The organism is Protofrankia sp. Cj5 (assembly GCF_917627405.1).
GTDB lineage: Bacteria > Actinomycetota > Actinomycetes > Frankiales > Frankiaceae > Protofrankia.
The window spans coordinates 1-13,139 of record NZ_CAKJTO010000045.1; the positions used below are offsets into that span (position 1 = coordinate 1).

The window sequence follows — 13,139 nt, forward strand, 5'->3', positions numbered from 1 at the left end:
CGGGGGCGCACCCGGTCGTCCCGGTGGTGCCGCTGGCGCGGGCACGGGAGCCGCGGGCCGTCCTGGTGGCGGCGGTGCTCCCGGCGGCGGTCCCGGTGGCCGCCCGACATCCGGCGGCAGGGGCCGCGGCGGCACGACGGCCGGTGCCTTCGGCCCGGGCGGCCGTGGTCGTCCTGGCCGGCAGCGCAAGTCCAAGCGCGCGAAGCGGCAGGAGTGGGAGAGCGGGCTGGAGGCTCCCCGCATGGGGGCCATGGTTCCGCGCGGCAACGGGCAGGCCATTCGACTGCCTCGGGGCGCGTCCCTTGCCGATTTCGCCGACAAGATCGATGCCAATCAGGGCGCGCTCGTCCAGGTTGTGTTCACCCAGCTCGGTGAGATGGTGACCGCGACGCAGTCGTGCACGGACGAGACCCTGCAGCTGCTCGGCGTCACTCTCGGCTATGACGTACAGATCGTCAGTCCCGAGGACGAGGACAAGGAGCTGCTGGAGAGCTTCGATCTCTCCTTCGGCGGCGAATACGGCGATCAGATCGAGCTGTCCGCGCGTCCACCGGTTGTCACCGTCATGGGCCACGTCGACCATGGCAAGACGAAGTTGCTCGACGCGATCCGGTCGACAGACGTGGTTGCCGGTGAGGCCGGCGGCATCACCCAGCACATCGGGGCCTACCAGGTCCGGGCGAAGGTCGATGGGGACGAGCGGAAGATCACCTTTATCGACACCCCGGGTCACGAGGCGTTCACCGCCATGCGTGCCCGAGGTGCGCAGGTGACCGACATCGTCGTGTTGGTCGTCGCCGCGGATGACGGTGTCAAGCCGCAGACGATCGAGGCACTCAATCACGCCCAGGCGGCCAACGTCCCGATCGTCGTCGCCGTCAACAAGATTGACAAGGAAGGCGCCGACCCCCTCAAGGTCCGCGGGCAGCTCACCGAATACGGCCTGGTCGCCGAGGAGTACGGCGGTGACGCCATGTTCGTCGACGTGTCCGCCCGTAACCGCACCAACATCGACGGTTTGCTCGAGGCGGTCATCCTGACCGCGGACGCCGCCCTCGACCTGCGTGCCCCGACCGGTACCGAGGCCCAGGGCGTCGCGATCGAAGGCCGGCTGGACCGAGGCCGCGGCCCGGTTGCGACCGTGCTCGTCCAGCGGGGGACGCTGCGGGTCGGGGACTCGGTGGTTGCCGGCGACGCCTTCGGGCGCGTCCGGGCGATGCTCGACGAACACGGTGACCCGGTGCACGAGGCCGGCCCGGCCCGGCCGGTGCAGGTCCTGGGGTTCACCAGCGTCCCCGACGCCGGCGATAACTTCCTGGTCGTCCCGGAGGACCGGGTCGCCCGCCAGATCGCCGAGCGGCGCCAGGCACGCGAGCGAAACGCCGAACTGGCGATGAGCCGCGGTCGCCCGACCCTGGAGACGATCCTGGAGCGGATGAAGGAGGGTGAGAAGACCCAGCTCAACCTCATTCTCAAGGGTGACGTCTCCGGTTCGGTCGAGACCGTGGAGGATTCCCTGCTCAAGATCGATGTCGGTGACGAGGTCTCGTTGCGGATCATCGGTCGTGGTGTCGGCGCCATCACTGAGAATGACGTCAACCTGGCGAGCGCGTCCGACGCGGTCATCCTCGGGTTCAACGTCCGGGCTGAGGGCAAGGCGCGCGAACTGGCCGAGCGCGAGCGCGTCGACGTCCGCTACTACTCGGTCATCTACCAGGCGATCGAGGACATCGAGAACGCCCTCAAGGGCATGCTCAAGCCGGTCTACGAGGAAGTCCAGCTCGGTACCGCCGAGGTGCGCGAGGTGTTCCGGGTTCCCCGGATCGGCAACGTCGCCGGTTGCCTGGTACGTTCCGGGATCATCCGCCGCAACTCCAAGGCCCGGCTCGTTCGGGACGGCGTGGTCGTGGCGGACAATCTCACGGTCGAGTCGCTCAAGCGCTTCAAGGATGACGCGACCGAGGTCCGCGAGGGTTACGAGTGCGGTATCGGGCTCGGTTCCTTCAACGACATCAAGATTGACGATGTGATCGAGACCTTCGAGCAGCGGGAGGTTCCTCGCTCCTGAGGACGCGCACGATGTGGACCGGAACGGGAGTTTTCGACCTTCTCCTTGGCGACGTTCGGTCGCTCAAGGAGAAGCGGTCGATAGTCCGGCCGGTGGTGGCCGAGCTCCGCCGCAGATATGCGGTGAGTGCGGCGGAGACCGGCCATCTTGATCTGCACCGGCGGACGCAGATAGGGCTCGCCGTGGTCGCTGCGGATCGAGCCCATTGCGTCGAGGTCGTCCAGGCGTGTGAACGCCTGCTCTCGCGGCGCCCGGAGATAGAAGTGCTCTCGGCGCGGATGCGCTACCTCTCCGACGAGGATTCCGACGAGGATATGGACGGACCGCGATCGGTGGCGCGGTCGGAATGACGGGAGGAAGCCATGGCTGATCCTGCTCGGGCCCGCCGGCTCGCGGTGCGTATCCGTGAGGTGGTCGCGGCTGCGCTGGAAAGTCAGGTGAAGGACCCGCGCTTGGGAATGGTCACGGTGACCGATGCCCGGGTCACCCCGGACCTGACCGAGGCCACCGTTTTCTACACGGTTTACGGTGATGACGCGGACCGGCTGGGCTCGGCGCGGGCGCTGGAGTCCGCCAAGGGCCTGCTGCGTAGTCAGGTTGGCCGGCAGACCGGCGTCAAGGTTACTCCTGCCCTGACCTTCGTTCATGATCGACTTCCGGATGATGCCCGCCATCTTGAGGAACTGATTCTGACCGCGCGGGAGCGGGACGCGAGCCTGGCGGGTGTCCGAGACGGTGCCCGGCCGGCTGGTGAGCCCGACCCGTACCGTAAGCCGCGTGTGGACGCCGATGAGTCCGGTGCTGACGGGTTCGGTTCCGATCAGCTCGACGAGGAAATGATGGGGGACACGCCGCGATGACCGACGCGATGAGCCTCGCCGACCTGTCTCTGCTCCCGGTTCCCCCAGCGGGCGAGGGGACGGGCCGGGCGGGGCCCATGTCCGGCGATGCGCTCGGTGAGCAGCGGGAGCGTGCGGTCGAGGCGATTCGCTCCGCGGCCCAGAGCGGGGAGAGCATCCTGCTGGTCGCGCACGTTGACCCGGATGGTGACAGCCTGGGCTCGGCGATCGCCCTGGGGCTCGCGCTGCACACTCTCGGGGCCAGGGCGTCGGTCTCGTTCGACAGCGACCCGTTCGTTGTGCCCCGCTCGTTGAGCTTCCTGCCTGGCCAGGATCTTCTTGTCCCGCCCTCCCTGGTCCCGGCGACGCCCGACCTGGTGGTGACGCTGGACGCGGGAAGCCTGCCCAGGCTCGGGGCGCTGGGCCGGGTTGCGACCAGGGCACGGCGAACGGTTGTGATCGACCATCACGCCTCGAACACACGGTTCGGGGACATCAATCTGATCGACCCCGACGCCGCCTCCACCAGCGTGATGGTCACCGGGGTCATTGACGCCCTCGGGATCGACCTCGATCATGACCTGGCTGTCGCGATCTACACGGGCTTGGTCACCGATACCGGTTCGTTCCGGTACGGCGTGACCACACCGGATGTCCATCGGCTGGCCGCGCGGTTGCTGGGCACCGGGATCCGGCATGATCTGATCACTCGTACGGTCTGGGACACGCACCGCTTCAACTACCTGCGGCTACTGGGTGAGCTGCTCGGCCGGGCCAGTCTGGAGCCTGAGCACGACCTGGTGTGGACGTGGTGCGCGTACGCGGACCTCACCGGCGCGGGTCTCACGCTGGACGAGATCGAGGGTGTGATCGACATCGTGCGGACCACCGCCGAAGCCGAGGTGGCGGTCGTCTGCAAGCAGGACGCCACCGACACCTGGAAGGTCTCGGTGCGTTCGAAGGGCGGCATCGACGTCGGCGCGGTGTGCACCCAGCTCGGCGGCGGCGGTCACCGTTTCGCGGCCGGGCTGAGCTCCACCGAAGCGCTGGAGCAGACCATGCAGGCCCTGCGTGCCGCGCTGGTCCGCGCGCCCAGACTGCCGGGCTGATGGCTGGCGCGACCGCCGCCGGGGTGGACGGTCTGGCCGTGCTGGACAAGCCGATGGGGCTGACCTCGCACGATGTGGTGGCCCGCGCCCGGCGGGCCCTGCGCACCCGGAGGGTGGGACACGCCGGCACGCTTGATCCGATGGCGACCGGTGTGCTGGTGCTCGGGGTGGGCCGGGCGACTCGATTGCTCGGTCATCTCGCCCTGACCGACAAGGCCTACACCGCGACCATCCGGCTCGGTGAGTCGACCACCACCGATGACGCGCAGGGCGAGGTTGTCGCGGTGGGTGAGGTCGCGGTCGACGCGGTGGAGCTCGCCGCGGCCATGGCGGCTCTCACCGGCACGATTGACCAGGTGCCGTCCGCGGTCAGCGCCGTCAAGGTGGACGGGGTACGGGCTTATGCCCGGGTACGCGCGGGTGAGCAGGTCGTCCTGGCGGCGCGGCGGGTCACGGTGAGCCGGTTCGAGCTGCTTGCCCGCACCGGTCGTGATCTTGATGTGGCTGTCGGGTGTTCCAGCGGCACCTACGTGCGCGCGCTCGCCCGCGATCTCGGCGCGGCGCTGGGCTGCGGTGCCCACCTATGTGCCCTGCGCAGGGTGCGGGTGGGACCGTTCGATCTCACGCGGGCGCTTACTCTGGAGGCCTTGGCCGAGGAGGGTGCCGGCGCACTGCGCCCGTTGCCGGATGCCGTCGCCGCGCTGTTTCCCTGCCGGCGGGTGGATGCCGATGACGCTCGTGCGATATCTCACGGCCGCCGTCTTTCCCCTTACGGGCTGCCTGGCACGTACGGCGTTTTCGGCCCGGCTGGCGAGGTGCTCGCTCTTGCGCACGACGCTGCGGACGGCTGCCGGTCACTGGTGGTCTTCGCCGGTGCCTGAGCCGCAAACGGCACCGATAGGCTTCAGATGTGCAGCGGTGGCGCGGGGTGCGAGACACGCCGGATGACTGGCCCGGCGGCGTTGTGACAATCGGGTTCTTCGACGGTGTCCACCGCGGTCATCAGCAGATCGTCAGCCGTGCGGTGGAACGGGCTCACCGGGCCGGACAGCCTGCGGCCGTGCTCACGTTCGACCCGCATCCGGCCGAGGTTATCCGGCCGGGCAGCCATCCGCCGTTGTTGACCACCGCGGATTTCAAGGCGGAACTGCTGGGGCGGCTGGGGGTCGACGCGTTGTGCGTCCAGCCGTTCACACCGGAGTTCAGCCGGGTGCCACCGGAGGAGTTCGTTCACGACATGCTCCTGCGGCGGTTGCGGCCGAGTGCCGTGGTGGTGGGGGAGAACTTCACCTATGGGCACCGGGCCGCCGGAAATCTGGAGACCCTGCGCCGTGACGGTGCGGCTGACGGTTTCGCGGTGGAGGGCGTCCGGCTCCTGCGAGAGGACGACCACGTGCTCTCCTCCACGCATATTCGGGCCTGTATCGCCGAAGGCGACGTGGCCACCGCGGCCCGCGCGCTCGGCCGGGACCACCGAGTGGAGGGGATCGTGGTGCACGGTGACGCGCGTGGACGCACTATCGGATATCCGACTGCCAACCTCGCGACAACCGCCTATGCGGCGATTCCCGCTGACGGTGTCTACGCGGGACACGCCGTGTGGCCGGGCAAGCGTTATCCCGCGGCGATCTCCATTGGTAGCAACCCGACTTTCGATGGGACCGAGCGGCGGGTTGAGGCATATCTCCTTGATTTCGACGACGACATCTACGATGCCCACCTTGCCTTCGAGTTCGCCGAGCGGTTGCGTCCGACGCTGCGCTTCGACTCCGTGACCGACCTGGTTGCTCAGATAGCGGCGGACGTTCTTGCCACCCGTAAGATCACCTCCTTGTCGGCGGCATCTCAGCCGGGCGGGCGGTGCTCGCGGGGTTGGTAAGCTTCGGCACCAGACGAGTGTGGTGTGTCCGTCAGCCTGGGTGGGGCAGACCCCGGGCGCGCATCCACCCGTAGACAGGAAGAGGTTTCGCGTGCCGCTCCCGAGCGACGTCAAGCAGAAGATCTTGTCCGATTACGCCACGGTCGAGCGTGACACCGGCTCGCCCGAGGTACAGGTGGCGATGCTCACCCGGCGGATCAGCGACCTGACGGAACATCTGAAGGTGCACAAGCACGACCACCACAGCCGGCGTGGGCTGTTGCTGCTGGTCGGCCGGAGGCGACGGTTGCTGAACTATCTCGCCAAGACCGACATCCACCGCTACCGGTCGTTGATCGAACGGCTCGGACTGCGGCGGTAGGAGCTGGATGTGGAGGCGAATGTCGCCTCCACTGTGTGACCGGGTCCGTGACGGCGCGAGCCGCCGGTCCTCGGTGGTGGTGTCCGGGCGCGCCGTGTGGCGAACCCCCGGGGGCTTCTACTGAGCGCCGGCCTCCTCGGCAAGGCGGACCCGGCCGATGGAGAGGAGGAATGGTTCGAGTGGAGGACCAGACAACCGCGACTGAGGCGGTTATCGACAACGGAGCGGCTGGGACCCGGACGATCCGGTTCGAGACGGGCCGGCTGGCCCGGCAGGCGGCTGGGGCCGCGGTCGCCTATCTCGGCGACACCATGGTGCTGTCGGCGACGACGGTCAGCAAGCAGCCCAAGGAGCAGCTTGATTTCTTCCCGCTGACCGTGGATGTCGAGGAACGGATGTACGCGGCCGGGCGTATTCCCGGTTCGTTCTTCCGGCGGGAGGGACGGCCGAGCGAGGACGCTATCCTCACCTGCCGTCTGATCGACCGGCCACTGCGGCCGTCGTTCGTCAAGGGGCTGCGTAACGAGATCCAGGTCGTGGCAACGGTTCTTGCCCTCGACCCGGACACGCTCTACGACGTGGTCGCAATCAATGCGGCCAGCGCGTCGACCACGCTCGCCGGGCTGCCCTTCTCCGGCCCCGTCGGCGCCACCCGGGTCGGTTTTGTGGACGGGAACTGGATCGCCTTCCCGACCCATGCCGAGCTGGAGCGGGCAACCTTCGACATGGTGGTGGCCGGTCGCGTGCTCGAGGACGGCTCCGATGTCGCGATCATGATGGTCGAGGCGGAGGCCACGCCGGACACGGTTCCGCTGCTGGCCGCGGGTGCGCCAGCACCGACCGAGGACGTGGTGGCCGCGGGGCTGGAGGCGGCGAAGCCCGCCATCCGCGAGCTGTGCCGGGCCCAGCGCGAGCTGGCCGAGCGTGCGGCCAAGCCAGCCCGTCAGTTCCCGTTGTTCGTCGACTATCACGACGACGTCCTTGAGGCGTTGTCGATCGCGGTCGGTGACGAGCTTGCCGCGGCTCTGCGCATCGCCGGCAAGCAGGAGCGGGAAACGGAGCTGGAGCGGGTCCGCTCACTGGCCGCGGAGAAGGTCATGGGCCAGTTCGAGGGCCGCGAAAAGGAGATCGCCGCAGCTTATCGGGCGCTGACGAAGAAGCTGGTACGTCAGCGCATCATCGCTGACGGCGTCCGTATCGACGGGCGTGGGGTCACCGAGATCCGCGAGCTGTCGGCGGAGGTCGACTTCATTCCCCGCGTCCACGGATCAGCTTTGTTCGAGCGTGGCGAGACCCAGATCCTCGGCGTGACCACGCTGGCCATGCTGCGGATGGAGCAGACGGTCGACACCCTCAACCCCGACCGCACAAAGCGTTACATGCACAACTACAACTTCCCGCCCTATTCCACCGGGGAGACCGGCCGTGTCGGTTCGCCGAAGCGGCGCGAGATCGGCCATGGCGCGCTGGCCGAGCGGGCACTGCTGCCGGTGCTGCCGAGCCGGGACGAGTTCCCCTATGCCATCCGGCAGGTTTCCGAGGCGCTGGGCTCCAACGGGTCGACGAGTATGGGCTCGGTCTGCGCAAGCACGCTGTCGTTACTGAACGCTGGTGTTCCGCTCAAGGCCTCCGTCGCTGGGATCGCCATGGGCCTGATCCATGAAGGTGACGACTTCGTTACGCTCACCGACATCCTCGGCGCCGAAGACGCCTACGGTGACATGGACTTCAAGGTCGCGGGTACGCGGGAGTTCGTCACCGCGCTCCAGCTCGACACCAAGCTGGACGGCATTCCCGCGTCGGTCCTTGCCGACGCGCTGGGCCAGGCCAAGGCCGCGCGGCTGGCGATCCTCGATGTCATGGCCGAAGCGATCGACGGCCCGGACGAGATGTCCACGCACGCTCCCCGGGTGATTTCCGTCAAGATCCCGGTGGACAAGATTGGTGAGATCATCGGCCCGAAGGGCAAGATGATCAATCAGATTCAGACTGACAGCGGCGCCGAGATCACGGTCGAGGACGACGGCACGATCTACATCGGTGCGCAGGACGGCCTGTCGGCGGAGAGCGCCCGTTCGGCGATCAACGCGATTGCCAACCCGCAGATGCCGGAGGTCGGGGAGCGTTACCTCGGCACCATCGTAAAGATCACGACGTTCGGTGCGTTCGTCTCCCTCACTCCGGGCAAGGACGGGCTGCTCCATGTCAGCAAGCTCAAGCAGCTTTCCGGTGGAAAGCGGGTGGAGAAGGTGGAAGAGGTGGTTCAGGTCGGCCAGAAGCTCCAGGTTGAGATCACTGAAATCGACAGCCGTGGCAAGATCAGCCTTTCTCCCGTGGTCGAGGACGCGGACAGCGTCCCGGCCGGGTCCTGACCGCCTCCGGTGACAGAGACGGGTACGACCAGCGCGGGTTTGGTGCCGGCCGGCACGCTTCGCGAGGAGCTGCTGTCCGGCACCGTCCGGCGAGCCGTGCTACCGGGCGGGCTGCGGGTGCTGACCGAGAAGGTGCCCGCGGTCCGGTCGGTAGCCATCGGGATCTGGGTCGGCGTGGGCTCCCGGGACGAGAATCCGTTGACGGCCGGTTGTTCTCACTACCTGGAGCACCTGCTGTTCAAGGGCACGCCGTCCCGGGACGCGCTGACAATCAGTTCCGCGATCGAGGCAGTCGGCGGCGAGCTGAACGCTTTCACGACCAAGGAGTACACGTGCTATTACGCACGGGTGCTCGACGGTGATCTCGCGGACGCGGTTGACGTGGTCTGCGACATGGTCTGCAACTCACTGATAACCGCTGACGACGTGGCCGCGGAGCGTGGCGTGATCCTCGAGGAGATCGCCATGCACGACGATGACCCGAGCGACGTCGTCCATGACGTCTTCACCGCGGCTGTGTTGGGTGACACCGATCTCGGGCGTCCGGTGCTGGGCACGATCGACTCCATCGAGGGCCTGGGCCGCGACACCATCGCCGACTACTACCGGTCCCGGTATACCCCGTCCAACACGGTGATCGCGATCGCTGGCAACATCGACCATGAGCGTACGCTCGCGCTGGTCGCGGCGGCCTTCGCCGACCGCCTGGGTGGCCCAGACCTTCCCGCCCCGGTGCGCGGGGGCTCCTATGCCTACCCCGATGCCCGCGGTGTCGTGGTCAGTCAGCGTCCTACCGAGCAGGCGCATGTCGTCCTCGGGACCGTGGGGATGTCCCGCCGGGACCCCCGCCGGTTCGCTATGGGGATCATGTCCTCGGCGCTCGGCGGGGGAATGAGCTCCCGGCTCTTCCAGGAGGTCCGCGAAAAGCGTGGCCTTGCCTACTCCGTCTACTCGTTTGCGTCCCACTTTGCCGACGCGGGGCTGTTCGGCGTCTATGCGGGGTGCGCGCCACGGCGGGCGGACGAGGTTCTCGCGCTTTGCCGCGAGCAACTGGAGCTGATCGCGGCGTCGGGAATCACCGACGACGAACTTGTCCGGGCCAAGGGCCAGAGCCGAGGCTCGTTGGTGCTGGGAATGGAGGACACCGGCTCGCGGATGAGCAGGATCGGCAAGAGCGAGCTCATGCACGGTGAGCTCCTGTCCGTGGACGAGGTGCTTGCCCGGGTGAACGCGGTGACCCGCGAAGACGTCCGGGGCGTCGCCGCCGACCTGCTTGCCCGGCCACTCGCTCTCGGCGTGATCGGCCCCTTTGATGACCATGATTTTACGTCCGTGATCGCACGGTGACCGCGGTATCCGCGGCGGCCGGTAGCCCGGCGGCCGACCCGCTCCGGGTTGGTGTTCTCGGTGCCCGGGGCCGGATGGGCGCGACGGTTCGCGCCGCTGTGGAGGCCGCTGATGACCTCACGCTGGTGGCGGCGGTAGATCGTGGGGACGACTTCGCCAGCCTGCGCGATGCCGATGTCGTCGTCGATTTCACCCGGCCGGACACCGTCATGGAGAACCTGCGTTGGTGCATTGACGCGGGCCTGCATGTGGTTGTGGGCACATCGGGTTTTTCCAACGACCGGTTGGACACGGTGCGCGGCTGGCTCGTGGACAGGCCGGGCCTCGGTGTGTTGGTGGCCCCGAACTTCGGTGTCGGTGCCGTGCTGATGATGCATTTCGCGACCCAGGCGGCCAGGTTCTTCGAGTCGGTGGAGATCATCGAAATGCACCATCCCGGCAAACTGGATGCCCCCAGCGGGACAGCCGTCCACACGGCGGAGCTGGTCGCGCGTGCGCGGGCGCGGGCCGGGGCCAGCCCGGCCCCCGATGCCACGGAGTCGGCACGTGATGGCGCCCGCGGCACCCGGGTCAGCGGGATTCCCGTGCACAGCGTTCGGCTTTCCGGTCTTGTCGCCCATCAGGAAGTGCTGCTCGGTGGTGTCGCGGAGACCTTGACCCTGCGTCATGACTCATTCGATCGGACCTCGTTCATGCCAGGTGTGCTGCTCGGCGTGCGCCGGACTCCAGGGCGTCCCGGCCTGACTGTGGGCTTGGCGGCCCTGCTCGAACTGTGAAAGCCCGGGTAACTGTCGGTGTTCTGCTCGTGGCGGTTGTCTTCTACCTTGGGCTGATCGGATGGCGAGGCGTTCAGTTGCTCACCCAGAGCGGCTGGATCGCCCGTGGGCTCGGCGTCGGCGTGCTGCTGCTGCCTGTCGTCGGGGTGGCCGTCGTTGTCCGGGAACTGCAGTTCGGGCGGGCGGCTGGGCGGTTGGGACGCCATCTGCTTGATGATCATTGGCCGGATGGCCCACCGGCACCGTTGCCGCGGCGTCCGTCTGGCCGGATCGACCGGACCGCGGCCGACGAGGTCTTCAACCGCCGCCGTGCCGATGTCGAGGCGCGGCCACGGGACTGGCAGGCCTGGTATCGACTCGCGGTCGCCTACGGCGATGCCGGCGACACCCGTCGGGGACGCCGTGCGATGCGCCACGCAATCGCGCTGGAACGCATCCAGTCCACTGTGTGATCTCGATACGTTTCGGGGATGAGCGCGGCCGTCGTCTACGGAATTGATCTTGGTGCCACCTACAGCTGCGTCGCCCGGATGAACGCTTCAGGCGATCCTGAGGTGATTGCGCTCTCCGGCGGTGTGACCGCGATGCCAAGCGTCGTGCTCTTCGTCGGACCGGACGACTACGTCACTGGTGAACCGGCCCGCCGCCTTGCCCGCGCCCGCGCCGATGACGTCTGTGCGCTGGTCAAAGGCCGAATGGGCGATCACGACTGGCGGTTTGTGACGTCCGGGCGGGCGTGGTCCGCGTCCGCGGTGAGCGGCCTTGTCCTGCGGGCGCTCGTCAGCGAGGCGGCTTTTGCCGGTGGAGAGCAGGTCCACGCCGCGGTCATCGCCGTGCCGGCGTACTTCGGCGACGAGGAACGCCGGGCCACCGTGCTCGCTGGGCAGTACGCGGGCCTGTCGGTCGTTGACGTCATCAACGAACCGATCGCGGCAGCGCTGGCCTACGGTTTCGCCCGTTTCGACGCGGCGGCGACCTTCGCCGGCACAACGGCGCAGGAGGAGGTGGCGCTCGTCTACGACCTCGGCGGCGCGACGTTCGACGCGACCGTCGTCGAGCTTGCCGACCGTCGGATCTCGGTGGTTGCCATTGACGGCGACCAGCGGCTCGGCGGCTCCGAGTGGGACGAGCAGCTCGCCCGCTACCTGGCCAGACAGTTCCTTGACGCGCATCCGGACGCCACGGACCCGCTGGCCGACGCCGTGGCGGCCCAGGCGCTGCTGCTGGCCGCTGAACAGGCCAAACGCGACCTGACCGACCGGATGGAGACGACGGTCGGGGTCGAACACGACGGCCGCGTATTGAAGACGGTGGTGTCCCGGGATGATCTCGAACGGCTGACGGCCGGGCTGCTGGAGCGGACTATGATCATTACCCGCTCGGTGCTGACCGCGGCCAGGGCTCGCGGCGTCACCCGCCTCGACCGGGTGCTGCTGGCGGGGGGCTCCGCCTGGATGCCAGCGGTGGCCCGCAGGCTCAGGGCGGAGCTCGGCGTGCCGGTCGAGCTGGGTGACCCTGACCTCGCGGTGGCCAAGGGCGCGGCTCTCTATGGGGAGAAGAAGGCCATCGAGCGGCTGGTCCTCGCGGACCTGGTGTCGCGGGGGCAGCTCACTGACGGCGCGACATCGGACACCGCCGCGCCCGCGGACCTGGCCGCCGCCTGCAGACGTCTCGCGGCGGCTTTCGGGCTCACCGCCGAACGGGTTCGCCGCACCGTCGAGGTCCAGGTGGTCAACGTCGTATCCCGCGGTTTCGGAGTGCTCGTGCTCGACCGTTTCGGTGAACGTTCAGCGGTGTTCCTCGTCCATCGCAATGACCGGCTTCCCGTGATGGTCCGGCGTGGTTTCGGCACTGTCCGCGACGATCAGGACGTTATCACTCTGCAACTGGTGGAACAGCGCGGCGGTGCCGAGCCGGCCCGCGTCGAGGATATGAAGATTATCGCGCAGGCGGATATCACCGGGATTCCGCCGGGTTTCCCGGCCGGCACGCCCATCGAGATTATTTTCCGGATGGGCTTCGACGGTATTCTGGAGATGACCGCGTTGCACGAAGGCTTGGCCGACCGTCGCCTCACCGTGCGGGTGGAGACCAACGCGGCGCTGAGCCAGGCCGACGTCGCCCGGGAACGCGACGCGGTGGCGAGGCTGCGCCGCCGGGAGAGCTGACCGGCCAGCGCGTGCGAGGCCTTGCCGTTGTCCGTGTGCCTATGGGCGGCCGGGGGTTGACGGGGGGCGGAAGACCCCCGACCGCCAGGGACGATCGACTGGGGGATGACCGTCCATCCTGGTCTACCACGGTCGGCCCGCCTCGCCGGCCGTTCGGTGCGTTGCTGTCACCGAGAGCACGGGTCGGTGCCGATGCTCCCTCTTTCGGGCGGAAGACGCC

At 68.1% G+C, this 13,139-nt stretch carries 12 protein-coding genes; all 12 read left to right on the forward strand.

Annotated elements, in window-relative coordinates:
• On the forward strand, positions 1–2,068 hold a 2,068-nt coding region (infB, locus tag MJ777_RS11745), incomplete at its 5' end, for a translation initiation factor IF-2 (protein ID WP_239376022.1).
• Between the two features lie 11 nt (positions 2,069–2,079).
• A complete protein-coding gene (locus MJ777_RS11750) occupies positions 2,080–2,418 on the forward strand; it encodes a DUF503 domain-containing protein (RefSeq protein ID WP_239347652.1) in 339 nt (112 codons plus the stop codon).
• A 12-nt stretch (positions 2,419–2,430) separates the two neighbouring features.
• Positions 2,431–2,928 (forward strand): 30S ribosome-binding factor RbfA, encoded by a 498-nt coding sequence (rbfA, locus tag MJ777_RS11755; RefSeq protein ID WP_239309946.1) that lies wholly within the window; start codon positions 2,431–2,433, stop codon positions 2,926–2,928.
• Complete coding sequence (locus MJ777_RS11760) at positions 2,925–4,016, forward strand: bifunctional oligoribonuclease/PAP phosphatase NrnA (protein WP_239309945.1); 1,092 nt, start codon at positions 2,925–2,927, stop codon at positions 4,014–4,016. The genes rbfA and MJ777_RS11760 overlap by 4 nt, the downstream gene beginning before the upstream one ends.
• Positions 4,016–4,897 (forward strand): tRNA pseudouridine(55) synthase TruB, encoded by an 882-nt coding sequence (truB, locus tag MJ777_RS11765; RefSeq protein WP_239309944.1) that lies wholly within the window; start codon positions 4,016–4,018, stop codon positions 4,895–4,897. The genes MJ777_RS11760 and truB overlap by 1 nt, the downstream gene beginning before the upstream one ends.
• A gap of 29 nt (positions 4,898–4,926) precedes the next feature.
• Entirely contained in the window at positions 4,927–5,895 is a 969-nt protein-coding gene (locus tag MJ777_RS11770; protein ID WP_239309943.1) for a bifunctional riboflavin kinase/FAD synthetase, read from the forward strand.
• Between the two features lie 91 nt (positions 5,896–5,986).
• A complete protein-coding gene (rpsO, locus tag MJ777_RS11775) occupies positions 5,987–6,256 on the forward strand; it encodes a 30S ribosomal protein S15 (protein ID WP_239309942.1) in 270 nt (89 codons plus the stop codon).
• Between the two features lie 179 nt (positions 6,257–6,435).
• Positions 6,436–8,628, forward strand: a complete 2,193-nt coding sequence (locus MJ777_RS11780; RefSeq protein WP_370651571.1) for a polyribonucleotide nucleotidyltransferase — start codon at positions 6,436–6,438, stop codon at positions 8,626–8,628.
• A gap of 9 nt (positions 8,629–8,637) precedes the next feature.
• Positions 8,638–9,975 carry a pitrilysin family protein gene (locus MJ777_RS11785; protein WP_239309940.1) on the forward strand — a complete coding sequence of 446 codons (1,338 nt, stop codon included), beginning with the start codon at positions 8,638–8,640 and terminating at the stop codon, positions 9,973–9,975.
• Positions 9,972–10,751, forward strand: coding sequence for a 4-hydroxy-tetrahydrodipicolinate reductase (gene dapB / locus MJ777_RS11790; RefSeq protein WP_255724052.1), 780 nt, complete (start codon positions 9,972–9,974; stop codon positions 10,749–10,751). The genes MJ777_RS11785 and dapB overlap by 4 nt, the downstream gene beginning before the upstream one ends.
• Positions 10,748–11,203, forward strand: coding sequence for a hypothetical protein (locus tag MJ777_RS11795; protein ID WP_239309939.1), 456 nt, complete (start codon positions 10,748–10,750; stop codon positions 11,201–11,203). Before dapB ends, MJ777_RS11795 begins: the two co-directional genes overlap by 4 nt.
• A gap of 18 nt (positions 11,204–11,221) precedes the next feature.
• Entirely contained in the window at positions 11,222–12,919 is a 1,698-nt protein-coding gene (locus MJ777_RS11800; protein ID WP_239309938.1) for an Hsp70 family protein, read from the forward strand.
• Positions 12,920–13,139: the final 220 nt, after the last annotated feature.